The organism is Actinospineispora acaciae DSM 45401 (genome assembly GCF_000620785.1).
In the GTDB taxonomy this organism is placed as follows: domain Bacteria; phylum Actinomycetota; class Actinomycetes; order Mycobacteriales; family Pseudonocardiaceae; genus Pseudonocardia; species Pseudonocardia acaciae.
Map to the genome: position 1 here is coordinate 291,391 of NZ_JIAI01000003.1, position 21,673 is coordinate 313,063.

The 21,673-nt window shown below is 72.7% G+C and carries 23 protein-coding genes; 12 read left to right on the top strand and 11 right to left on the bottom strand.

What is annotated here, in order from left to right; translation table 11 throughout:
* Positions 1-71 precede the first annotated feature (71 nt).
* Positions 72-965: a LysR family transcriptional regulator gene (locus tag N912_RS52810; protein ID WP_037065305.1), complete on the top strand. Its 894-nt coding sequence runs from the start codon at positions 72-74 to the stop codon at positions 963-965.
* On the opposite strand, the gene N912_RS0118220 is transcribed toward N912_RS52810, so the two are convergent.
* On the bottom strand, positions 955-1,806 hold the full coding sequence (locus N912_RS0118220; protein WP_028923540.1) for an MBL fold metallo-hydrolase: 852 nt from the start codon (positions 1,804-1,806) through the stop codon (positions 955-957). The two genes, N912_RS52810 and N912_RS0118220, sit on opposite strands and share 11 nt — an antisense overlap.
* Before the next feature lie 154 nt (positions 1,807-1,960).
* Here N912_RS0118220 and N912_RS0118225 point away from each other — a divergent pair, with 154 nt between their 5' ends.
* From N912_RS0118225 to N912_RS52815, 3 genes are all read left to right on the top strand, one after another.
* Positions 1,961-2,746 (top strand): alpha/beta fold hydrolase, encoded by a 786-nt coding sequence (locus N912_RS0118225; protein ID WP_028923541.1) that lies wholly within the window; start codon positions 1,961-1,963, stop codon positions 2,744-2,746.
* 114 nt (positions 2,747-2,860) lie between these two features.
* The gene (locus N912_RS66480) at positions 2,861-2,986 is read left to right on the top strand and encodes a hypothetical protein (protein ID WP_281176281.1); all 126 of its coding nucleotides are present in this window, start codon (positions 2,861-2,863) and stop codon (positions 2,984-2,986) included.
* Between the two features lie 68 nt (positions 2,987-3,054).
* Positions 3,055-4,236: an MFS transporter gene (locus tag N912_RS52815; RefSeq protein ID WP_051580386.1), complete on the top strand. Its 1,182-nt coding sequence runs from the start codon at positions 3,055-3,057 to the stop codon at positions 4,234-4,236.
* Here N912_RS52815 and N912_RS0118240 read toward each other — a convergent pair.
* A complete protein-coding gene (locus N912_RS0118240) occupies positions 4,199-5,590 on the bottom strand; it encodes an amino acid permease (protein ID WP_028923542.1) in 1,392 nt (463 codons plus the stop codon). The two genes, N912_RS52815 and N912_RS0118240, sit on opposite strands and share 38 nt — an antisense overlap.
* 197 nt (positions 5,591-5,787) lie before the next feature.
* Here N912_RS0118240 and N912_RS52820 point away from each other — a divergent pair, with 197 nt between their 5' ends.
* From N912_RS52820 to N912_RS0118255, 3 genes are read left to right on the top strand one after another with little or no spacing between them, the layout of a single operon-like run.
* Positions 5,788-6,720: a MurR/RpiR family transcriptional regulator gene (locus tag N912_RS52820; protein ID WP_245645326.1), complete on the top strand. Its 933-nt coding sequence runs from the start codon at positions 5,788-5,790 to the stop codon at positions 6,718-6,720.
* 48 nt (positions 6,721-6,768) lie between these two features.
* Positions 6,769-7,542, top strand: coding sequence for an enoyl-CoA hydratase/isomerase family protein (locus N912_RS0118250; protein WP_051580387.1), 774 nt, complete (start codon positions 6,769-6,771; stop codon positions 7,540-7,542).
* Positions 7,543-7,548: 6 nt separating this feature from the next.
* Positions 7,549-9,720, top strand: a complete 2,172-nt coding sequence (locus N912_RS0118255; RefSeq protein ID WP_084210991.1) for an acetate--CoA ligase family protein — start codon at positions 7,549-7,551, stop codon at positions 9,718-9,720.
* 36 nt (positions 9,721-9,756) lie between these two features.
* On the opposite strand, the gene N912_RS0118260 is transcribed toward N912_RS0118255, so the two are convergent.
* Positions 9,757-10,716: an SIS domain-containing protein gene (locus tag N912_RS0118260; RefSeq protein WP_028923545.1), complete on the bottom strand. Its 960-nt coding sequence runs from the start codon at positions 10,714-10,716 to the stop codon at positions 9,757-9,759.
* Positions 10,717-10,786: 70 nt separating this feature from the next.
* Positions 10,787-11,494 (bottom strand): hypothetical protein, encoded by a 708-nt coding sequence (locus tag N912_RS52825; RefSeq protein WP_051580389.1) that lies wholly within the window; start codon positions 11,492-11,494, stop codon positions 10,787-10,789.
* 233 nt (positions 11,495-11,727) lie between these two features.
* On the opposite strand from N912_RS52825, the gene N912_RS0118270 reads away from it, so the two are divergent.
* A complete protein-coding gene (locus tag N912_RS0118270) occupies positions 11,728-12,603 on the top strand; it encodes a LysR family transcriptional regulator (protein WP_028923546.1) in 876 nt (291 codons plus the stop codon).
* 92 nt (positions 12,604-12,695) lie between these two features.
* Positions 12,696-12,878, top strand: a complete 183-nt coding sequence (gene dmpI / locus N912_RS0118275) for a 4-oxalocrotonate tautomerase DmpI (protein ID WP_028923547.1) — start codon at positions 12,696-12,698, stop codon at positions 12,876-12,878.
* 88 nt (positions 12,879-12,966) lie between these two features.
* Here dmpI and N912_RS52830 read toward each other — a convergent pair whose 3' ends face one another.
* From N912_RS52830 to N912_RS0118290, 3 genes are all read right to left on the bottom strand, one after another.
* Positions 12,967-14,223, bottom strand: coding sequence for an acyltransferase family protein (locus N912_RS52830; protein ID WP_051580390.1), 1,257 nt, complete (start codon positions 14,221-14,223; stop codon positions 12,967-12,969).
* Between the two features lie 57 nt (positions 14,224-14,280).
* Positions 14,281-14,667: a YciI family protein gene (locus N912_RS0118285; RefSeq protein WP_028923548.1), complete on the bottom strand. Its 387-nt coding sequence runs from the start codon at positions 14,665-14,667 to the stop codon at positions 14,281-14,283.
* 103 nt (positions 14,668-14,770) lie between these two features.
* Positions 14,771-15,202, bottom strand: a complete 432-nt coding sequence (locus tag N912_RS0118290) for a MarR family winged helix-turn-helix transcriptional regulator (RefSeq protein WP_037065310.1) — start codon at positions 15,200-15,202, stop codon at positions 14,771-14,773.
* A 103-nt stretch (positions 15,203-15,305) separates the two neighbouring features.
* Here N912_RS0118290 and N912_RS0118295 point away from each other — a divergent pair, with 103 nt between their 5' ends.
* Positions 15,306-16,412 (top strand): FAD-dependent oxidoreductase, encoded by a 1,107-nt coding sequence (locus N912_RS0118295; RefSeq protein ID WP_028923550.1) that lies wholly within the window; start codon positions 15,306-15,308, stop codon positions 16,410-16,412.
* Between the two features lie 176 nt (positions 16,413-16,588).
* Positions 16,589-17,857, top strand: a complete 1,269-nt coding sequence (locus N912_RS52835; RefSeq protein ID WP_084210992.1) for a phosphotransferase family protein — start codon at positions 16,589-16,591, stop codon at positions 17,855-17,857.
* Between the two features lie 6 nt (positions 17,858-17,863).
* Here N912_RS52835 and N912_RS63570 read toward each other — a convergent pair whose 3' ends face one another.
* Positions 17,864-18,034 carry a hypothetical protein gene (locus tag N912_RS63570; RefSeq protein WP_156993741.1) on the bottom strand — a complete coding sequence of 57 codons (171 nt, stop codon included), beginning with the start codon at positions 18,032-18,034 and terminating at the stop codon, positions 17,864-17,866.
* 123 nt (positions 18,035-18,157) lie between these two features.
* Here N912_RS63570 and N912_RS0118310 point away from each other — a divergent pair, with 123 nt between their 5' ends.
* The gene (locus N912_RS0118310; protein ID WP_028923551.1) at positions 18,158-18,970 is read left to right on the top strand and encodes an SAM-dependent methyltransferase; all 813 of its coding nucleotides are present in this window, start codon (positions 18,158-18,160) and stop codon (positions 18,968-18,970) included.
* Between the two features lie 20 nt (positions 18,971-18,990).
* Here the strand turns inward: N912_RS0118310 and N912_RS0118315 are convergent, their stop codons facing one another.
* The 3 genes from N912_RS0118315 to N912_RS0118325 form a co-directional block, all read right to left on the bottom strand.
* Entirely contained in the window at positions 18,991-19,626 is a 636-nt protein-coding gene (locus N912_RS0118315; protein ID WP_028923552.1) for a LysE family translocator, read from the bottom strand.
* Positions 19,627-19,774: 148 nt separating this feature from the next.
* The gene (locus tag N912_RS0118320) at positions 19,775-20,938 is read right to left on the bottom strand and encodes a lipid II:glycine glycyltransferase FemX (RefSeq protein WP_028923553.1); all 1,164 of its coding nucleotides are present in this window, start codon (positions 20,936-20,938) and stop codon (positions 19,775-19,777) included.
* Entirely contained in the window at positions 20,935-21,609 is a 675-nt protein-coding gene (locus N912_RS0118325; RefSeq protein WP_342670863.1) for a class I SAM-dependent methyltransferase, read from the bottom strand. The genes N912_RS0118320 and N912_RS0118325 overlap by 4 nt, the downstream gene beginning before the upstream one ends.
* Positions 21,610-21,673 lie beyond the last annotated feature (64 nt).

Here is a 21,673-nt window from a genome sequence, read left to right on the forward strand (position 1 = left end):
CCTCCGCGCACTCCACTCAGAAGAGCCAGACAGGTTTGCGCTGGAACTCATCGCGACCGATTATCAATCGCATGGAACTGCGCCAGCTCGCCTACTTCGACGCCGTGGTCCGCCACGGTGGCTTCACCCGGGCCGCCGAGCAGCTGCGGGTGGCGCAGCCGGCGGTGTCCGCGCAGGTCCGCCGGCTGGAGTCGGAGCTGGGCGTCGAGCTGCTCGCCCGTACCACCCGCCGGGTGCGCCTGACCAGGGCCGGCGAGCTGGTGCTGGCCAGGGCGCGGCGGGCGCTGGCCGAGCTGGACGGGGCGCGCAGCGACCTCGCGGAGCTGGCCGGCGTGCTGCGCGGCCGGGTCCGGATCGGCGCGATCCAGGCGATCGGCCCGTTCGACCTGCCGGCCGCGCTGGCCGCGTTCCACGCCCGCTACCCGGAGGTCGACATGGAGCTGCGGACCGCACGGCTGCGTGGCCTGGTGGCCGCCCTGGATGCCGACGAGATCGACCTCGCGATCGGACCGCTGAACGACTCGCTGCCCGCGCGGGTGGCCAGCCGGCCGCTGTTCGACGACGAGCTCGTGCTCATCACCGCCCCCGACCACCCGCTGGCCGGCTCTTCCGCCGTTGCGCTGAGCGCCGTGCGCGACGAGCCGTTCGCCTGCCTTCCGGCGGACAGCGGACTGCGCGCCATCCTGGACCGGGCGTGCGCCGCGGCCGGCTTCGCCCCTCGGGTCCGCTACGAGAGCACCGGCGTGCAGCAGCTACGGAAGCTGGTCAGCCACGGCCTGGGCGTGGCGCTGCTGGCCCGTTCGATCGCCGAGTCGCCGGGCCGGCCGGTGTGCGCGCACCCGATCCTGCCGGCGCCGATCCAGCGCCCGGTCGGCCTGCTGCGGCTGCGCGACCGCCCGCTCGGGCCGGCCGCCCAACACTGCCACGCCTTCCTGGCCGCCCGCGCCGACGCCCTCAGCCGCTGACCGGCGGCGCCCCGGCGGCCTCGGCGAGCCGGTGGAACTCCACCGGGTCGTGCGCGCAGAACACGGTGACCTCGGACCCGTGTCCGCCGACCAGCTCGCGCAGCCGCTCCTGGTTGTCCAGCCTGGACCGCCGCTCGGTCTGCACCAGCGACTCGAACAGCGCGAGCCCGGGCGGGCAGTGCGGCGCGTCGGCGTCGAGCTGGCCGTGGAAGAAGTACGAGTCGCCGGCGTTGAGCAGCCAGCCGTCGCCGGTGTCCACCGCTACCCCGGCATGCCCCCGGGTATGTCCGGCCAGCGGGACAATAAGGATCTCCGGGCCGAGCCCGTCCAGCTCCCGCACCGCCTCGAAGCCGAACCACAGCTCGCCGTCCGCCGGGTACGGCCGGAACATCGGCCGGTGCGCGAACTGCGCCCGCCGGTACCGCAACCGCTCCGACCGGTCCCTAGGTTCGCGCATCGCCCGCAGCTCGGTCTCGTAGACGTGCACGACCGCGTCCGGGAAGTCGACCAGCCCGCCCGCATGGTCGAGGTCCAGGTGGGTGAGCACCACGTGCCTCACGTCCTCGGGCGCGAACCCGAGCCCGGACACCTGCTCGACCGCGCTCTCCGCGTACTCGATGACCGGGTTGGTGAGCAGCCGGAACGCCTTGCCGAGCCACTCGTTCGGCCGCGTGCTCGCGGGCGTGCCGACCCCCGTCTCGACCAGTACCAGCCCGTCGTCGGTCTCCAGCAGCAGGCAGTGGCAGACCATCTCGGCGCGCCGGTGCAGCCCCGGCCGGCCGTCGAGCAACCGACCGCCGAGCGGGCGCATGGTGCCGCAGTTCAGATGATGGACTCGCATGGGCCACTCCCCTGTCGACCGGCGCTCACCGCCGTCCCGACCCTAGCCGCTTCTATGACGATCGGTCTACAAATAATCGTCGATGCGGTGACGCTGCCGCGACATCCGCCCGGATCACCCGCTCGGCGCCGGCCGCGGCTCGTAGTCTGTTGTCATGGGGTCGACGGTGACCGTGAACGGCGGCCAGCGGCTGCACTATGTGGATCACGGCGGCACCGGGCCGGCGGTGGTGCTGCTGCACAGCTTCCTGATGGACGGCGACATGTTCGCCCCCCAGGTGGCCGCGCTGGGCGACGAGTTCCGGCTGATCACCGTCGACGAGCGCGGCCACGGCGGCACCCCGGCCGACGCGCCCTTCGACTTCTGGGACGTGGCCGACGACGTGCTCGCCCTGCTGGACCGGCTGGGGGTGGCCAGGACCGCCGTGATCGGCACCAGCCAGGGCGGGTTCGTCGCGTTGCGCCTCGCCCTGGCCGCCCCGGACCGGGTGTCCGCGTTGGCGGTGCTGGGCACGTCGGCGGCCGCCGAGGACGCCGAGATCGCCGCGAACTACCGACAGCTCGGCCAGGCATGGGTGGACAACGGCCCGGCCGAGCAGCTCCTGGACGCCGTCGCCGCCGTCTGCCTGGGCGACGCGGACGCCGAGGCATGGAAGGCCAGGTGGCGCACGGTCACCGGCGACCGGTTCGACCGGATCCTGCACGCCCTGGTCAGCCGGGACGGGCTGCTGTGCAAGCTGGCCGCGATCCGCTGCCCGGTCCTGGTGCTGCACGGCTCGGCCGACCGCGCGTACCCGGTGTGCCGGGCGGCGGAGATCGTCGAGGCGGTGCCGCGCGCCGAGCCGCTCGTCGTGGTGGACGGAGGAGCGCACTTCCTGAGCCTCACCGACGCCGAGGCGGTCGCACCTCACCTGCGCGCCTTCCTCACCAGCTACGCCTGACCCGCGCCGCCATACACGCGGGCGGGTTCCGCGGTGAAGAACTGCGCTCAGTGTCACGCCCCACTGTGCCCGAACACCCACCCAACCGGGTAAGCGCCGCCTTAGCCTGGTCGCATGGAGCGGGCCAGACGATTGGGTGAGCATCCGCGCGCCGGCCGCGAGCCGGTGCACCCCGACGACGCCGGCCCGCCGACGGGCGACCACCGCCGTATCGCCGACGGCGGCGGGACCACCGCGTGAGCTCCTGCCCGACCGACACCTCCGCCCATACCGAACCGACACCGTCCCCCCGCCGGGGACGGTTCCGATTGCCCCGCATCCCCGCCTTCGCGGTGACCGCCGCCGCCTTCACCTCCGTCCTCGCGGCCGCGGGCGTACCGGCCCCGCTGTACGTCGTCTACCAGCAACAGTTCGGCATCCCGGACGCCGGCCTGACCGCGGCCTTCGCGATCTACATCGTGCCCATCGCGACCGCGTTGCTGCTGTGCGGGCGGCTCTCCGACCACGTCGGGCGGCGCCCGATCGCCGTGCTGTCACCGCTGCTCGGGGTGGCCGCCTGCCTGGTGCTGATGAACGTGCACGGGCTGGGAACCCTGCTGCTCGGGCGCGGACTTCAGGGGGTGGCGACCGGGCTGGGCACCAGCGCACTCGGCACCTTCCTGCTCGACCTGCACCCGCCGGGACGGCTCACGCTGGCCGCGGCGGTAACGAGCGTCGGCCCGATGAGCGGCGTGGCCACCGGAGCGGTGCTGTCCGGCGCGCTGGTCCAATACGGTCCGCATCCCACCACACTGGTGTATGTGCTGTTCGCGGCCGTGCTGGCGGCCTGCGCGATCGGGGTCGCCTTCGCTCCGGAGACGAGCCCACGCCTGCCCGGAGCGCTGCGTTCGCTGCGCCCGGCGCTGCGGCTGCCCGCCTCGGTGCGGCCGATCTTCCTGGCAACGACCGGCTGCTTCGTCGCCTGCTGGTCGCTCGGCGGCTTCTACCAGGCACTCAGTCCGTCGCTGACCGCCCACGAGCTCGGCCACTCGGACCACCTGGTCGGCGGGCTGGCGGTCGCCTCCCTGATCGGCACCAGCGGGCTCGGCGGGCCCCTGACGGCCCGGCTGCGACCACGCACCGCGATGCTCGGCGGCGTGACCGTGCTCACCCTGGGCACGCTGGCGATCCTGGGCGTGCTCGCCGTGCGCAGCACGCCCGGCTTCTTCGCCGCGAGCGTGGTCACCGGGCTCGGCCTGGGCGCGGCCTTCCTCGGCGGGATGCGCACGCTCGTCGGCCAGACCGCCCCGGTCGACCGCGCCGGGGTGCTGTCCGCCGCGTACCTCGCCGCGTACCTCGGCTCGGCCACGCCCAGCTTCCTGGCCGGCGTGCTGGTGCCGTTCTGGGGCCTGCGGACGGTGGCCGGCGCCCTCGGCGCACTGGTCGTCGGCCTGAGCCTGCTCGCGATCGCCATCACGCTGCTCCGGGTGCGTCCGGCTCAGCGCGACTGACCCCCGCCATCCAGGAACCGAGCTGGCGGCGCTGCCACGCGAGGCCGGCCAGCACGGCGACCACGGTGGCGACGCTGGTGAGGATCAACGGCTGACGACTGCTCGGGGTGAACGCCATGCCGACCAGCACCCCGATGAGCAGCACCAGGACCACGATCGACAGGTAGGGAAAGCCCCACATGCGCACCGGCAACGCCGCGCTGGCCTCGCGCCCGAGGCGTCGCCGGCCGGCGATCTGGGTGCAGGCCACACAGAGGTAGACCACCACCGCGACCGCCCCCGACGAGTTGAGCAGGAAGGTGAAGACGACGTCGGTGGGCAGGAAGTAGTTGGCCAGCACCGCCACGAATCCCGCGGCGGCCGAGCCCAGCACCGCACGGGTGGGCACGCCGGCCCGGTTGACCCTGCGCAACCAGGCGGGCGCCTCGCCTCGGGTGGCCATGGAGAACACCATCCGAGACGAGGAGTAGATGCCGGAGTTGAGGCAGGACAACACGGCGGTGAGCACGATGAGATCCATGACCGTCGCGGCGCTGGGAATGCCGAGGTGCCCGAGCACCGCGGTGTACGGGCTGGCCGTGACCTCGGCCGACGAGCTGGGCAGCAGGGTGACCACGACCGCGATGGATCCGACGTAGAACACGATGATCCGGGTGGCCACGCTGCGCATGCTGCGGCGCACCGTGTCGGCGGGGTTGACCGACTCGCCGGCGGCCACCGTCACCAGTTCAGTACCGAAGTAGGAAAGGAAAACGGTCAGCGCGGCCGGCAGCAGCGCGCCCACCCCGTTCGGGAACAGCCCGCCGTGCCCGACCAGGTTGCTCGCCCCCGGAGCCGGAACATGTGGCAGCAGGCCGGCGATCGCGACCAGGCCGACCAGGATGAACGCGACGATGCTGGCCACCTTGATCAGGGCGAACCAGTACTCGAAGCGCCCGAACGAGCGCACCGCCGCCAGGTTCACCCCGGTCAGCACCGCCATGAACACCAGTGCGACCAACCAGGTCGGCACCCCGGGAACCAGGTGCTGTGCGATGGCCGCGCCCGCGATCGCCTCGAAGGCCACGATCACCGCCCAGTGGTAGGCGTACAACCACCCGACCGCCAGCCCCGCCCATGGGCCGAGCTCCCTCGTGGCGTACGCGGAGAACGAGCCGGTGTCCGGCGCGGCCACGGCGAGCTCCGCCAACATCCGCATGACCAGCACGATCAGCACCCCGATGCCCGCATAGGCGAACACCACGCCCGGACCGGTGGAGTTGATCGCCTTGCCGCTGCCGACGAACAGCCCGGCCCCGATGACGCCACCAATGCCGATCATGGTGAGCTGCCGGGTGCTCAACGCGGGCTTCAACCCCGAAGGCGACGCTGCCCGCGGCGGATGAACTGTCATGGCGGCTCCTCGATGCCACTCGACGGGATGTGTCCCAGCTCACTCAATCCTGGTTGCGGTCAATGATGGAGACGCAACTCCAGTTTCGTCAACCCCTTCGAGCGAACCTGTGGACAGCTGTCCGCCCAGCCCGGCAATGACGCAACTATGGTTGCGTGGTGGACAACACGAACACCCGCGTGCCGCCGAAGAGATTCAATCCGGAAGCGCCGGCGAACTACCCACAGCTGCGCGAAGTCCTCCAGGACCGGCTGCCGACCCTGGCCCCCGGGCAACAGCGCATCGCCCGGCTGCTACTGGACGACCCCGAAGGCACGTCGTTCCGCAGCATCGGCGAAACGGCACGACTGGCCGAGGTGCACTCGTCCTCGGTGGTCCGTTTCGCCGGCCTCCTCGGGCTCGCCGGCTACCCGGCCCTGGTGCGGCTGTGCCGCGAGCAGCTCGCCATGGAGGCGCACCTGGTCCGCCGGCTCGAGCAGGCGAAAGAACACACCGAGACGACGAAGCTGCTCGGCGCAATCGCCGAGAACGACACGCGCAACCTCACCCGGACGTTCGCCCGGATCGACAGGGGCGACTGGGAACGTGCGGTGTCACTGCTCCGCACGGCGCGAGTCGTGCACGTCGTGGGCATGCGCAAGTGCTACTCGGTCGCCCACCTGCTGACCTATCTGCTGCACATGGTGCGTCCGGGCGTGCGCCAGATCGGCGGCGCGGGCGGCCTGCTGGTCGACGAGCTGCGCGAGCTGGCCGCCGACGACGTCCTGGTTGCGGTTTCCATACGTCGCTACACCAGGGACACGGTTCGCGCCGTGGAGTTCGCGCGACAGCACGGCGTCGCCACCATCGCGCTGACCGACGATCCCTCCTCTCCGCTGGCCCGGGCGGCCAGCCTCACGTTCTACCTGGAGACCGGCAGCGTCACGGTGCTGCGTTCGCTGTCGACCTTCACCGCCGTCGTCCAGGCGCTGGCCACCTCGGTCGCGGTGAGCCTGGGCAAGCGCGGCAGGGACGAGCTGCGGACCGACGAGAGCCTGCTGGAGAGCTTCGCCGTCTACAGCCCGATGGAGGCAATCTTCGCAGAAGAATAGTTGCGATTCAACCTTGCGACGCAACTTTCTTTGCGTCACACTTGCCGCATGACACCCGTGCTCGCCGAGCGCTCCGGAGCCACGCTGCGGCTCACGCTCAACCGCCCCGACCGCCTCAACGCGGTCAGCGAGGCGCTCTACGACGAGCTGCTGGCGCGGTTGCGCGACGCCGACGCGCAACCGGATGTGCGCGCGGTCGTGCTGGCCGGCTCCGGCCGCGCGTTCTGCGTCGGCGCCGACCAGAAGGCGCACGGCGCCGGCGCCAGGACGCCGGAGCAGCGTGCCCGGTACGTGGAGCTGGCCTGGCGGGTGTGCGACCAGATCCAGACCATGTCGACGCCGGTGGTCGCCTCGGTGCACGGCTACGCATTGGGTGCCGGCGCGGAGATCGCGACCAGCGCCGACTTCATGGTGATCGCCGATGACGCCCAGATCGGCTTTCCCGAGGTCTCGATCGGCACGTTCGTCGGGGGCGGCGTCACCCGCCGACTGCCTCGGCTGGTCGGGTTGCGCAGGGCGACCGACCTGCTCATCCTCGGCGAGCGCTGCACCGGCCGGCAGGCGGCGGCCTGGGGCCTCGCCCACTCCTCGGTTCCCGCCGACGATCTGGGCGCCTCGACGGACGAGTTGGCGAGGAAGCTGGCCTCGAAGGCTCCTATCTCGCTGGCCCGGATGAAGTCGGCCCTGCGTGGCGAGCAGCCGATGGACGCGGTGTTGCGCAGCGAGGCGCGCGACCTGCTCGAGATCATGGCCACCCAGGACTGGGCCGAGGGTGTGGCCGCGTTCGCCGAGCGCCGCGATCCGGTGTTCCGGGGGAGATGAGCATCGATGACGGCGACTCATCCCGCTCCGGCCCGGTCAGGTACGTCGGCAGACACCGCCGCCGAAGCCGCCCGCACCGCACTCGACAGGCTGTTCGATCCCCGCTCGGTGGCCGTGATCGGCGCGTCGAGCGACCCGGGGAAGCGCGGCTACCAGGCGGTACGCGCGTTGCGCCGCTCCGGCTTCCGGTACCCGGTGTATCCGGTCAACCCCCGGGGTGGGGAGCTGCTCGGGCTGCCGGTGCTGTCGAGCGTCGCGCAACTGCCGCCCGGGGTGGACGTCGCGCTGGTGGCGCTGCCCGGCCGAGCGGTGCCGAGCGTGCTGCGCGAACTGGCGGCGGTCGGGGTGGGCGGCGCGGTGGTGCTGGCGAACGGCTTCCGCGAGACCGGGCCGGCCGGCGCCGCGCTCGAGGCCGAGCTCGCCGACGCCATCGCCGGCACCGGCATGCGGGTGGTCGGGCCGAACACCTCCGGGATCCTGAACGCCGCCACCGGCGCGAACCTGGTCGGCGTGCCGCAGGCGCCGGCCGGACCGGTCAGCGTCCTGACCCAGAGCGGGAACATGTTGCTGTCCCTGCTCGCCGACGACCGCGCGATCGGCGGCCCGGGCTTCCACACGTACGTCGGGCTGGGTAACCAGGTGGACATCGGCTACCACGAGTGCCTCACCCACCTCGCCGGGTCGCGCGGCACCGGGTCGATAGCCGTGCACGCCGAAGGGCTCTCCGACGGGAGGGCGTTCCTTGTCGCGGCGGCCGAGGCCACCCGGACGTGCCCGGTGGTGCTGTTGCGCGGCGGTCGGTCCGAGGCCGGTCGCCGCTCGGCGTTGTCCCATACCGGGTCCATCGCGGGATCGGACGCGGTGGCCGGCGCGGTGCTCTCCCAGGCCGGGGTCGAGCTGGTCGAACGATCCGACGAGCTCGCCATGCTCGCCGGGGTCCTGGCCACCACCGCCCCGGTGCCCGCGGGGACGGGCGTGGCCGTGCTCTCCGACGGTGGCGGGCAGGCCACCCTCGCCGCGGACGCCCTTGCCAGGTCCGGCGTCGAGCTGGCCACCCTGGGCGAGCACACCCGCACCGCGCTGCGAGCCGTGCTCGGCCCGCCGGCCTCGGTGGCCAACCCGGTCGACGTCGCCGGCGCGACCGACTCCGACCCGGCGCTGTTCACCACCGCCGCCGAGCTGCTGTTCCGGGACCCCTCGGTCGGCGCGGTGCTGCTCGTCGGCCTGTTCGGCGGCTACCACCTGCGGTTCGATGCCGCGCTGAAGGACATCGAGGATGCCACCGCGGGCGACCTGGGGGCGCTGGCCGCCCGGCACCGCCTGCCGCTGCTGGTACAGAGCTGCTACACGGCGGAGCGGCCGGCCAGCCACGACGTCCTCAGAGCCGCCGGCGTTCCCGTACTTTCCTCGATCGACCACGCCGTGCGCGCGGTCGCCGCCCTGCACCGCCGTGGCCAACGGCTGGCCACCGCCGGCCGGCGTTCCTCGTTGCGGCTGCCGATCGCTCGCGTCGGCGGTACCGCACACGTGCTGGACGAGCCGACCGCCCGCCTGCTGGTCGAAGCGGCCGGCCTGGGGACCGGGCGCTGGTCGCTGGCCCGCTCGCCGCGGCAGGCGGTCGCCGCGGTGCGCGCGGCCGGTGTGCCGTGCGCGCTGAAGGTCGTCTCGCCGCGGGTGGTGCACAAGTCCGAGGTCGGCGGCGTCCGGCTCGGGGTGACCGCCGCCACGGCGGCCGACGACTGGGCCGCGATCCGCGACTCGGTCAGGTCCGCGATGCCTGGCGCGGAGATCACCGGCATGATCGTCACCCCGATGGCGCCGACCGGGGTGGAGCTTCTGGTCGGCGCGACCGTCGACCCGACGTTCGGGCCGGTGATCGCGTTCGGCACCGGCGGTGTGCTCGTCGACGCCCTCGCCGATGTCGCGTTCCGGGCCGCGCCGTTCACCCGGCTCGAAGCAACGGAAATGATCGAGGAGACGGTCGCCGCCAGGATGCTGGACGGCTACCGTCATCTCCCCGCCGTCGACCGCGATGCGTTGGCCGAGTTCCTGGTCCGCGTGGGCGAGTTCGTCGCCAACACCGCCCACCTCACCGAGCTGGACCTCAACCCCGTGCTAGCGAACGGCTCGACGATCCTCCCGCTCGACGTGCGTGCGGTGGTCAATCGTGACGGCTAACGGCGTCCACGCGCGGCGATCACGATCGCCCCCCGGTCACAGGGAGACCGACGTCCACGGCTCGCGCCCCGGGACGTCCCGCCCGAACGAGTCCGGATTGGTGCCGAGCGACTCCGCGCTCTCCAACGCGATGCGCTGCACGGCCGCCGTCAACGGGAAGATCGACAACGGTTCGCTCAACCGATGATCGGTGATCGTGGTGACCGGCACACCCGAGCGCTCGGCCGCACCGGCGATCTCCCCGATCCGCGACGACAACGGCCCGCCACCGTCCAGGCAGACCAGGTGGTCGTTCGCGCGCAACGCCACCGACGGCCCGTGCAGGAACTGCTCTAGCGAGAGCCCCTCGCTGGCCACGTAGGCCGCCTCACGGATCTTCAGCGCCCCCTCGGCGGCGGTCCACTGGTTGATCCCCGCGCCGGTGAACTCGATCAGGCGAGCGGGCGGTGCCACGCCCACGGGGGTCTGGACGACCGTCTCCACCGCCTTCGGGATCTCGGTGAGCGGCCCGAGCTCGGCGCCGAGAGCCTCGGCGAGCTGCGCCATCCGCAACAGTGCGGCCAGGTGGCTCGCGGTGTAGGCGGCCGAACGCTCTCGCGCGACCGTGTGGAGGTCCGCGTCGGCCACCTCGACGCCGCCGATCCGCACGACCTCGATGCCGCGTTCGGCCGCGAGCGCGCGGGCCTCACCGGTGAACCGCTTGGTCCCGGTGTGGGACAGCGCGATCACGACCTCGGCGTCGTCGAGCAGCCCTCGGTCGAGCGCGGCGTCGGCGGACTGGGCGGCGGTGGCGCGCGTGCCGGCGTGGCGCAGCAACCAGGCGCCCTGCTCGGCGGCGTGCCAACTCGTACCCGTGCCGATCACCAGCACCCGCCGGCCGGAGAGGCGCTCGGCGAGCCGCCCGACCGGGCCAGGCTCGGCGATCAGGCTCGCAAGCGCCTCGGCCTGGCCCTGCATGGTGGCCCACATCACGCTCTCGCCGGGTTGGGTCGGCATCGGCTCCTCCTCATGTGGTCGACGGCCGCGCTGGACTCAAACCTAGGATCGACCGTCGGCAAGGTCCAGCTCACCGCGGATGGCTCACGCCGGGCTGGTCCCCGGGGCTCAGCGCCCCGCGCCCCGGCGTCCCGGCCACCGCCACGTGCCTCCGACAGCCCGCGAGGACGGCCACGCTCACCGCGAGCAACCAGATCATGCCGAGCGCACCCACGGTGGCCGTCGTACCCCATCCGTTGGCGGCATAGAAGTTCGCGGGGACGTTGCCGAAGAACAGCGACGGCACGAACGCCAGGTTGACCAGCGCCAACAGGTACGCCGACCGGCCGGCCCACCGGGGCAACGCGCCGGTGCGCACCGCGGCATGTCCGAAGGCGAGCAGGAAGAGCCCCTCGAGCAGGCGGGAGATCGAGCCGTACAGGATGTAGGTGCCGGGCACAGCGATGGTCGGGTCGATCGGCGTTGGCGAGGCGATCACCGCTCCCGTCTCCAGGCCGGTGGACACGAACACGACGGTGACCCACATCAGGCCGGCGGCGCTGGCGAGCGCCCCGACCCACTCGTACCCCGCCCGCGCCGCCACGACGAGGTGCCGGAAGCCGGTCATGGACACGACCAGGCAGGTGAGCCCGACGATGCCGAACAACGTTCGGGCCAGCACGTTGGACTGAGGCGGCGCATCGGCGTACACGAAGTACAGCGGCAGCTCGATCAGCGTCAGGACCGAGGCGGCCAGTCCCGCCAGGCCGGTAAGACGTCGCACGCTCAGGTCGTCCATCGGTCGCCCCCTGCCTTCCGTTCCGAGCGTCGGCCCGCGATCACGAGCATTAACGTATCAGTGAAACTATATCTAGCACACTAATAAACCGACAGGATTGGGGCGCCAAACGGCGGACGGCCCGACAACCCGACGCCACGATCGACGGGCACGGCCTGGCGATCCTCGGCAACGCGGGCGACTATGGCCGTCGGACGGCCGACCGGTGTGGCGTGCGGTGGAGGGAGCGGGCGTTGGAGCTGCGACAACTGCTCTACTTCGTCACGGTCGCGGACGAGCTGCACTTCGGCAGGGCCGCCGAGCGGCTGCACATCGTCCAGCCGGCGGTGAGCCAGCAGATCCGCCGGTTGGAGCGGGAGCTGGGCGTCGAGCTGTTCGACAGGTCGCCGAGGCGCGTGCGGCTGACCGCCGCCGGCGAACGGTTCCTGCCGGAGGCGCGAGCGACCCTGGCCGCCGCCGAGCGCGCGCGGGCGGTGGCCGCCGAGCACGGCGAGCCGGGCGCGCTGCGGCTGGGTACCAGTGAAGGGCTCGGCGACCACCTGGACCGGGTGCTCGGCCGGCTCGCCGCGCTCGCCCCCGAGCTCACCGTGCGGCTCGGTTACACCCGCACCCAGGCCAGGCTGGACCAGGTCAGGGACGGCCAGCTGGATGCGGCGTTCGTGCGGGGCATCGAGCACAGCCCCGGGTTGCGGCTGGAACCGATCTGGGAGGACCGGCTGCTGGTCGCGTTGCCCGCGGACCACGGCCTCGCCGGCGGCGCACACGTCGACCTGGCCGACCTCGCCGGGCTGCCGCTGCGGCTGGTCGAGCGCCGCCTCAACCCCCCGCTGGTCGACCGCGTGCTCACCGCCTGCCAGGACAGGGGCTTCAGCCCGACCATGGCGCCACCGGCGGACCGCCTGCAGAACACGCTCGCGCTCGTCGGCGTCGGGACACCGTCCTGGACTCTGGCCTACGAGGCGCAGGCCAGGGTGCTGCGCGGCCCGAGGGTGGCCTTCCGCCCGAGCCGGCCGCCCATCTCGATCACCAGCTACCTCGCCGTGCCCGAGGAGGGCCACCCGCGCTGGCTCGACCCGCTGCTCCGGGCCTGCCGCGATCACGATTCGTGATTGCTGCGCGTGCGAACCGCGTCTTGGTCAAGCGTCGGATCCGCGATGGACTGGAACACGTCGACGACACCACAACCATCGGGAGGAAACAGATGCCGATCGTCACCGTGCAGCAGGGTCCGCGCAGCGTCGAGCTCAAGCGTGACCTGGTCAAGAAGATCACCGACTCGTTCGTCGAGGCGTACCAGATCCCCGCGGAGACCGTCCAGGTCTGGATCCACGAGGTGCCGACGGACAGCTGGGCGAACGCCGGGAGGCTCGTCGTGGACAGGTAGGGCAGGCCGGCGGCCGCGTCGGACGCCCATGAGTGACGCCGGCCGCCACGGCGACCGGCGCCACTCACCTCACGGCGCCCTCCGCGCCTCACCTCCCACGCAGCGCCAGGGCGCCGGCCGCCACCGACGCCAGTGCCAGCGCCGGCATCGCGGCGGTGTCCAACCCGACCTCGGACACCGCGAACAGCCCCAGCGCGGAGGCGAGCACGCCGGCCACCGCCACGGCGGTCCCGGCCGCACCGGGCCGGCGAGGCCGCTCGAACCGCCGGCAGGCCAGCACCAGCGCCGCGCACACCAACGCGCACGCCGCCAGCCAGCACGGCAGCACCAGCAGCCACACCGGCGTGTCGGCGGCCGGCAGCCGCACGCCGGCCAGCAGCAGCGCGCCCTGAACCAGATAGCAGGCGGTGAGATGCCAGCAGAAGATGGTCATGATCATCGAGTTGCCCGTGGCCACCCCGAGCCAGACCCGGGGGCGGTCGGCCAGCGCGGTCCCGGCCTGGCGCAGCAGCAGCGCCACCCCGACCAGGAAGACGCTCTGCGCGAGCAGCGCCAGGGTGGGCGGCGCGGAGTTCGACACCTCGTTGCCGGGCAGCCCGACCATCGGCACCGGGTACGCCGAGGTGCCGAACACCAGCAGCACGGCACCGGCCAGCCCGCCCACCGCGAGCAGCGCCGCCAGCCGCCGGCCGCCGCGCGCCAACGTCCCGTCCGCGTACCCGTAGCCCAACTGGTGCACGGCCAGCCAGACGAACAGCAGGTTCGCGTACCCGGCCGGCGGCAGCACGCTCGCGACCAGGTCGACCACGGCCGTCGCGGCCGTCAGCGCACCGAGCACCGGCCACAGCCCGAACCGGTGGTGCAGCCGCATCATGGCCGGCGCGGCCAGCACGATGACCAGGTACACGCCGAGGAACCACAGTGGCACCGTGATCCGGTGCAGGCCCTCGGCGAACACCCCGGTGTCCAGCCCGGCGAGGTGCATGAGCGCGGCCAGTGCCGCCCAGACCGCCAGCATGGCCACCGCCGGCGGGAGCAGCCGTGCGGTGCGGCCGAGCACGAACGTGCCGGTCGGCGGCCGGTGTCGCAGCGCGCGGGCGTGCCCGAAACCGCCCACGAAGAAGAACAGCGCCATGACCTGCCACACCCAGGTGGACAGCATGCCCGGCATCGAGGTGCCGACGGTGCCCGCGCCGTGCAGCGTCAGCAGCGCGACGACCCAGTGCCCGACCGCGACCATGCCGATCGCGAACAGCCGGAGCAGGTCGGCGTAGCGGTCCCGGTCGGCCGGGGTGGCGGCCGCGAGTTCGGCGGCGCCGTGCGGAAGTGTGGTGGTGTTCGCCATGCCGACAAGGCTCCCGGCGGCGGGCACCCGTCACATCCGTACGACTACGCAAACGCCTCAGCCCGCGGGCGGCACCGACTCGTCGACCTGCCTGATCACCACCCGGCCGAACCGGGCGTCCGGGAACCTGGCGGCGATCTCGGTCACTCGCTCGATGTTCGCGCAGTCCAGCACGAAGTAGCCGGCCAGGTGCTCCTTGATCTCCGCGAACGGCCCGTCGGTGGTCAGCCGCTCGCCGTCGCGCACCCGGACCGTCCGCTCCTCGGCGGGGTCGGTCAGCGGCACCCCGGTCACCAGCTCGCCGGACTCGGAAAGCTCGGTCAGCAGGGCCTCGAACTCCTTGGACATCTGCTCGCGGTCGGCGTCGGTGACACCGTCCTGGTACAGGAACGAGGGGTGCGCCCAGTTCCTGGGGCTGGTGTAGATCAACATCAGGTACTTCATGCCGTGCCCTCCGGGTCGTCTCGCCGCCCCACGAAACCTGGGGCGTCACACCCCATGGTCGGAGCCCGCCCCCGCCGCCGGACATCGGTCCGGGCGGGCGCGATCAGCAGCCGGCCATCAGGTTCCCGATGGCGTCGACCAGCCGGTCCCGGTCGGCGGGCGCCAGCTCGCCGGTCAGCTTGTCCAGCCGCGCGGTCACCTCCCGGTGCGCCTCGTCGGCCAGCCGGGCGCCCTCGGGGGTCAGCGTGATCCGAAACGCCCGCCGGTCGCGGGGATCGGTGGCGCGGGCGACCAGCGCGCGCCGCTCGAGCCGGTCCACCAGGCCGGTCACGCCGGACTTGCCCAGGTGCAGCGCGCGCCCGAGATCGGCCATGCCGACCGGGCCGGCGATGAGCTGGCAGAGCAGCTGGGCCTGCTGCGGGGTCAGCCCGAGCTCCCGGCTGACCTCGCCGTACAGGTGCAGAACCACATGGGACAGCCGCACCAGCGCGGCCGCCAGCCCGATCCGCTCCGGCTGCCCGGTCAGCTCCGCCATCACCCCTGCCTCCGCGATCAAGGGTACTTGACGGCCGCCCGAATCCCGACCTACGTTAGTTCATAGTACGTACAATCCGCACTACGAACTAAGGGAGGCGGCCATGCCAGCGACGGTGGCGGTCATCGGTGGCGGGTACGGCGGGATCACGGTGGCCAAGGCGCTCGACGACGTGGCCGACGTGGTGCTGGTCGAGCCCAGGGACGCGTTCGTGCACAACGTGGCCGCGCTGCGCGCCGTCGTCGACCCGGCGTGGCCGGAGCGGCTGTTCTTCGGTTACGAGCGGTTGCTCGACCGCGGCCGGGTGGTACGCGACCGCGCGGTACGGGTGGACGGCACGGCGGTCACGCTCGGCTCCGGCGAGCGGATCATCGCCGACTACATCGTGCTGGCCACCGGGTCGGCGTACCCGTTCCCGGCGAAGATCCCGATCGAGGACCGCGCCGGGGCCATCGCCGCCCTGCGCGCCACCCACGACGACCTGGCCAGGTCCGACGGCGTGCTGCTGCTCGGCGCCGGGCCGGTGGGCCTGGAGCTGGCCGGCGAGCTCAAGGCGGCCCGGCCGGACCGGGCGGTGACCATCGTGGACCCGGCCGGCGACGTCCTGGCCGGCGGGCTGTCCGGGCTGGCCGGCGGCTTCCCCGAGGAGCTGCGCGCCGAGCTGCGCCGCCAGCTGGACGCGCTGGGTGTCGAGCTGGTGCTCGGCACCTCGCTGGCCGAGCAGCCGCCGTCCGAGCCCGGCGAGGTGAAGGCGTTCTCCGCCACCACGGTGGACGGCCGCCGGATCGTCGCGGACATCTGGTTCCGCTGCTACGGCGTGGTCGCGACCAGCGACTACCTGGCCGGCGAGCTGGCCAACGCCCGGCGGGCCAACGGCCAGGTCGAGGTCACCGCCGAGCTGCGGCTGCCCGGCCAGGACCGGGTGTTCGCCATCGGTGACCTGACCGCGCTGCCCGAGGCCAAGATGGCCAAGGCGGCCGGCGAGCACGCCGAGGTGGTCGCCGGCAACATCCGCACGCTGATCAGCGGCGGCGACCGGCTGGCCGGCTACCGCCCCGGCGGGCCGGCGATCTCGCTGCCGCTGGGCCCCGCCGGCGGCGCCAGCTACGCCCCCGGCGTGGGCCTGCTGGGCGCCGAGGACACCGCCCGGCTCAAGGGCGCCGACCTGCGCACCGGCCCGCTGCGGGAGACATTCGGCCAAGCGGAGTAACGCGACACGCCGGACCGGGCGAACTGACCGTTGCGGCACGGGCCGTGGCCCCTTATCTTGCAACCTGTTCTATTTCGGCCTGAGCTGTCACATCCGTCACGGGCAACGCAATCACACCCTCCTGAGTGGAACCGGTTTCCGCCCATCGAGACGCCCGTCCGAGAGGAGTGTCCAGGATGAACCGGCAGGCATCGGGGGTCGGCCTTGTCGCGGCGGCGGTGGCGGCGCCGTCTCGCCCACTGCCGCGATCACGGCGGCCGGGATCGGTCTCGGACGGCCACGTCGGCACCCGCGCCGGCACCGGCGTCGGCACCCACACCGACACCCACACCGACACCCGCGTCGGCGCCGAGGAGCTCCGGAAGCGGCTGCAGGCCTGGCTGCCGAGCGTGCTGCCCCCGCACGCCGAGCCGGTGGTGACCGACGCGTGGGTCTCGGACGCGAACCCGCTGTCCGGCGACATGGTGCGGTTCGACGCCGTCTGGGGGCAGCCGCCGAACCGGTGGAGCCGCGAGCTGTCGGCCAAGCTCGCGCCCAGGGACACCGTCGTGCCGCTGTTCCCCCGCCACGGTCTGGACCGCCAGTTCGAGACCATGCACGTGGTCCGGGAGAACACCAGGGTGCCGGTGCCGGCGCCGCTGTGGCTGGAGACCGACCCCGAGCCGCTCGGGACACCGTTCCTGGTGATGCAGCGCGCGCAGGGGCGGGTCCCGCCGGACATGGTCCCCTACAACTTCGGCTCCTGGCTCACCGAGGCCACCGACGCGCAGCGCGCCACCCTGCAGCACACCTCGATCGACGTGCTGGTCAAGCTGCACGACATCGCCGAGCCGGGGGTGCGCCGCGCGTTCCCGAGCCCCGGCACCCGGCCGCCGCCGTCCGCGGCGAGCGCGCTGGCCGACCATGTGGAGCGCCAGCGCGCCTACCACCGGTGGGTCACCGCCCGGGGTCCGGACGCGCCGATCATCGGCCGCTGCTTCGACTGGCTGGAGGACAACTGGCCGCGCCGGGTGGGCCAGGCCGTGCTCGGCTGGGGCGACGCGCGGATCGGCAACATCACCTACGACGGCTTCACCCCCGCCGCCGTGCTGGGCTGGCGGATGTCCGCGCTCGGGCCACGCGAGCTGGACCTCGGCTGGTTCATCTACCAGCACCGGTTCTTCGAGGACCTGGCGGCGGTGGCCGGCCTGCCGGGGCTGCCCGGCTTCCTGCGCCGCGACGACGTGTGCGGCGACTACGAGGCCATGTCCGGCTACCGACCCCGGGACATGAACTTCTTCACCCTCTACGCCGCGCTGCGCTACGCGATCGTGCTGCTGCGCGTGCGGCACCGGGCCATCCGCCTGGGCCGGGCAGTGGTGCCCGCCGACCCCGACGACATGCTCCTGCACCGGCCGGCGCTGGAGGCGATGCTCGCCGGCACCTACTGGGCCGGGGTCGGCTGACCGGGCCTACTCGTCGTCCGGGCGCGCGTGGTTGGGCTTGCCCGGCGTGGGGTCGCGGGACAGGTCGATCAGCGGGTCCAACGGGGCGCCGTCGGGCGCTTCGTGCGATCCCACGTGCTCGGCCGGCCGGTCCTCGGCGTCCGGCTCTTCGGGCGGGGCGCCAGCGTGTTCCGTCATGTGTTCCCCCTCCTCCGGGTTGTTCGACGGCGTCCCAAGTTACCTAACGGTCACGCGAGGCCGGCGCGATGGTGACGGAGATCCGACGTGCCCCCGTTCGGTCCAGGCGTCATGATGGTCGGTGTGACGTCCGACGTACCGCACCCGGAGCTGGCCGCCAAGATCAGGGCCGACGTGCCTCGGTCCGCCCGGATCTGGAACTACTGGATGGGCGGCAAGGACAACTACCCGGTCGACAGGGAGGCCGGCGACGCCTGGATCAAGGTGCATCCGGAGATCGTCCCGATGGCCCGGCAGTCCCGGCAGTTCCTGATCCGGGTGGTGCGCTACCTGGCCGGCGAGGCCGGCATCCGGCAGTTCCTGGACATCGGCACCGGGCTGCCCACCATGCAGAACACCCACGAGGTGGCGCAGTCCGTGGCGCCGGAGTCGCGGGTGGTCTACGTGGACAACGACCCGTCCGTGCTCGCGCACGCCCGCGCGCTGCTGACCAACACCACCCCCGAGGGCGTCACCACCTACGTGCACGCCGACGTCCACGACCCCGACCAGATCATCGCCGACGCGCACAACGTGCTGAACTTCAGCGAGCCGATCGCGGTCATGTTCATGGGCATCATGGGCCACGTGTCCGACTACGAGGAGGCGCGCTCCATCGTCCGGCGGATCATGGCGACCGTCCCGCCGGGCAGCTACCTGGCGCTCAAGGACGGCACCAAGACCAGCCAGGCCATCGACGAGGCCGAGACGTCCTACGCCCAGACCGGCGCGATCCCGTACGCGTTCCGGAGCCCGGAGCAGATCGGCGGGTTCTTCGAGGGCCTGGAGCTGGTCGAGCCCGGCCTGTCGACGATCTCGCTGTGGCGCCCGGACCCCACCGAGGTGGGCACCGTCAAGCCGACCGACTCGCACGGAGCCGTCGGCCGCAAGGTGTAAGTCTCAGCGCTCGGTAAGTCTCAGCGTTCGGCGGCCAGCCTCACCCCCAGCCCGATGAACAGCCCGCCCGTCGCGACGTCGATGCGGCGGCGGGCGGCGCGGCGGCGGCGCAGCCAGGCCCCGATCTGCCCGGCGAACACGCCGACGGCGCCGTCCACCAGGAACTCCAGCGTGACCAGGATGGCGCCGAGGATGACGAACTGCAGCCAGACCTGACCGAGCTGCGGCGCGATGAACTGCGGCAGGAAGGCGATGGTGAAGGTGACCATCTTCGGGTTCAACAGGTTGGTCAGCAGGCCGCTGAGGTACGCCCGCCGCCCGGACACCCCGCCGCCTGCGGCCGGCATCTCGGCGGCCGCGCCCGCGCCCCGCTGGCGGATGAGCTGCACCCCGAGGTAGATCAGGTAACAGGCGCCCGCGATCCGCACCACCGTGAACGCGACGGGCACCGTCTCGAACAGCGCGACCAGGCCGGCCGCGGCCACCGCGACGTGCACGACCTCGCTGGTGGCGACCCCGGCGGTGGCGAGCAGCCCGGCGCGCGGGCCACCCCGCATCCCGCAGCCCAGGATGAACAGCATGTCCGGGCCGGGCGTGACCATCGCGACGGCCGTGGTCACCACGAACAGCACCAGCAGGTGGAAGTCGAGCGGCATGCCCTCATCCTGGCAGGCCGCACCGACAGTGTTAGCCAGATTCTGAGGGTTGTTCACGAATCGCCTCCGGCGATCCAACCACCTGATCCAGCCGCTCGGACGAGCCTTCGGCCCGCCCTTGCGCCAGGAGCGTGAACAACCCTCAGAACTACCCGCCTTGCCGAGGCCGAGGGATCGGGTAGGCATGCGGCCGGGTACGGGTGCCGCGCAGCAGGCTCCTGGCGGTGGTGATCAGCCGGTGGCCGGCCGGGTTCGCGGTGACCAGGTCATAGGTGGTCCGCACCACCCCCGGGCGGATCAGCTCGACGGGCGTCGGGTAGCGGAACGCGGTGCCGTTGAACTGCAGCTTGCTGCGCTGCGCGCTGGGCCACTCGTCGCTGCTGTGGATGCCGTGGTCGATCATGTCGCTGAGCATCCGCTCCGGCAGCCCGCCGAAGTCCAGCCACCGGCAGCCGCGCGCCCTGGCCCACTTGATGATCTCCCACCGGACGGCGGCCGGGACGCTGAGCTTGCCGGCCTCGCCGGAGGCGTCGAAGCCGCCGAGGCGCCCGCGCACCATCCCGGCGCACACCGTGACCAGGTCGGCGGACACCGGCACCCCGCGCACCTCGCCGATGAACAGTGCGACGTGCCCGCCGGCGGCCAGCTCGCGGTACAGCGTGCGCACGTAGGACCGAGGCGGCGGCGCGAAGCCCTGGCGCTCGCCGCTGCACCGCATCAGGGCGAGCAGCAGCGGCAGGTCGCGCTCGTCCCCGAGGCGGACGCGCACGCCGTGCGCATCCCACCTGTTCGTCCATGATTTCAGCCGCCGGGAGAACCCGGACCGGATCTCCTCCAGCGGCCGGCGCAGGTCCAGCCGGTAGGAGCCGGCCGGCGCGATGCCCGCATGGGACACCCGGAAACCCCTGGCCAGCAGCCCGGAGCTGACGTCGTGGGCGTGCTCGGGCGGCTGCACGAACAGCATTCGCAGGGTGCCGGCCAGGATGGCCAGCTCGTCGGCGAGCGCGGTGGTCACGGCGGCGCGGCCGGAGCCCGCCACGGGCGAGGTGGCGATGACCGGCCCGTACGGCAGGTACCCGACGTCGAGCAGGCCGAGCACCCGCCGGCACAGCACGAGCGCGCCGCCGGCCAGCTCGTCGTCCAGGTAGGCCAGCAGGTAGATCGGCGAGTAGCCGGCCTCGGCGCGGATGGCGGCCCACGCGGAGAGCTGGGTGACGTCGGCGCCCGGGGTGTTCGCCACCAGCCGGTCCCAGTCCCGTACCGCCAGGTGACCGGGCACGAACAGCCGGGAGATGGTCAGCTGGGCGTTCATCGCGCGCCTGCCTCGGGCCGGGGCTTGCGCGCGGCGAGTCGCTCCAGCGCACCGAGGGCGAACCTGTCGCGCTCGCGCACCTCCAGCCCGGCCGCGACGACCAGCTCGTACGGGCGGCGGCGGAAGTGCTCGCCGTGCAGCGGCACGCTGAACCACTCGACCACGCACTGCGCCGCCCGCACCGCCGGGTTCGTGGCCACCACGTGGTCGGCCAGCAGCAGCCACCCGCCCGGGCGCAGCACCCGCGCCATCTCCGCCACCGCGCGACGGTGGTCGGGGACGGCGCACAGCGAGAACGTGCAGACCACCGTGTCGAAGCGGCCGGTGTTGAGGCCGGCGATGTCGAAGTCCAGCGCCTCCGCGCTGCCGGTGCGCAGCTCGACGTCGCGCCCCAGGTCGGCGGCGCGCTTGCGGGCGATCGCCAGCATGGCCGGGCTGATGTCGATCCCGGTCACCGCCGCGTCGGGCGGGTAGTGCGCCAGGTTCAGCCCGGTGCCGACGCCGACCTCCAGGACCCGCCCGGACGCGCGCGAGCCGATCCACTCGCGGGTGTCGGCGAACAGCGCGCGCTCCAGCACCCCCATCCGATGGTCGTAGGCGGGCGCCATCCGGTCCCAGTGCCGCTGCCAGCGGGACCGGTACGCCGCATGTGTAGACCGCAGTGCTCGCACGAGATGCCTCCCGCACTTCATCCGGGCAGCCCCGACCGCCCGAAGAGTTCGCTCCCGGTCTGCT

What these genes read in the sequence shown, in the direction of transcription:
- N912_RS0118285 (WP_028923548.1), bottom strand. Translation starts at nt 14,667, where the DNA reads ATGAAGTACCTGATGTTGATCTACACCAGCCCCAGGAACTGGGCGCAC.
- N912_RS52835 (WP_084210992.1), top strand. Translation starts at nt 16,589, where the DNA reads ATGAACCGGCAGGCATCGGGGGTCGGCCTTGTCGCGGCGGCGGTGGCG.
- N912_RS0118220 (WP_028923540.1), bottom strand. Translation starts at nt 1,806, where the DNA reads ATGCGAGTCCATCATCTGAACTGCGGCACCATGCGCCCGCTCGGCGGT.
- N912_RS0118250 (WP_051580387.1), top strand. Translation starts at nt 6,769, where the DNA reads ATGACACCCGTGCTCGCCGAGCGCTCCGGAGCCACGCTGCGGCTCACG.
- N912_RS66480 (WP_281176281.1), top strand. Translation starts at nt 2,861, where the DNA reads ATGGAGCGGGCCAGACGATTGGGTGAGCATCCGCGCGCCGGCCGCGAG.
- N912_RS0118255 (WP_084210991.1), top strand. Translation starts at nt 7,549, where the DNA reads ATGACGGCGACTCATCCCGCTCCGGCCCGGTCAGGTACGTCGGCAGAC.
- N912_RS52810 (WP_037065305.1), top strand. Translation starts at nt 72, where the DNA reads ATGGAACTGCGCCAGCTCGCCTACTTCGACGCCGTGGTCCGCCACGGT.
- N912_RS63570 (WP_156993741.1), bottom strand. Translation starts at nt 18,034, where the DNA reads ATGACGGAACACGCTGGCGCCCCGCCCGAAGAGCCGGACGCCGAGGAC.
- N912_RS0118320 (WP_028923553.1), bottom strand. Translation starts at nt 20,938, where the DNA reads ATGAACGCCCAGCTGACCATCTCCCGGCTGTTCGTGCCCGGTCACCTG.
- N912_RS0118295 (WP_028923550.1), top strand. Translation starts at nt 15,306, where the DNA reads ATGCCAGCGACGGTGGCGGTCATCGGTGGCGGGTACGGCGGGATCACG.
- N912_RS0118260 (WP_028923545.1), bottom strand. Translation starts at nt 10,716, where the DNA reads ATGCCGACCCAACCCGGCGAGAGCGTGATGTGGGCCACCATGCAGGGC.
- N912_RS0118315 (WP_028923552.1), bottom strand. Translation starts at nt 19,626, where the DNA reads ATGCCGCTCGACTTCCACCTGCTGGTGCTGTTCGTGGTGACCACGGCC.
- dmpI (WP_028923547.1), top strand. Translation starts at nt 12,696, where the DNA reads ATGCCGATCGTCACCGTGCAGCAGGGTCCGCGCAGCGTCGAGCTCAAG.
- N912_RS0118290 (WP_037065310.1), bottom strand. Translation starts at nt 15,202, where the DNA reads ATGGCGGAGCTGACCGGGCAGCCGGAGCGGATCGGGCTGGCGGCCGCG.
- N912_RS52825 (WP_051580389.1), bottom strand. Translation starts at nt 11,494, where the DNA reads ATGGACGACCTGAGCGTGCGACGTCTTACCGGCCTGGCGGGACTGGCC.
- N912_RS52830 (WP_051580390.1), bottom strand. Translation starts at nt 14,223, where the DNA reads ATGGCGAACACCACCACACTTCCGCACGGCGCCGCCGAACTCGCGGCC.
- N912_RS0118225 (WP_028923541.1), top strand. Translation starts at nt 1,961, where the DNA reads ATGGGGTCGACGGTGACCGTGAACGGCGGCCAGCGGCTGCACTATGTG.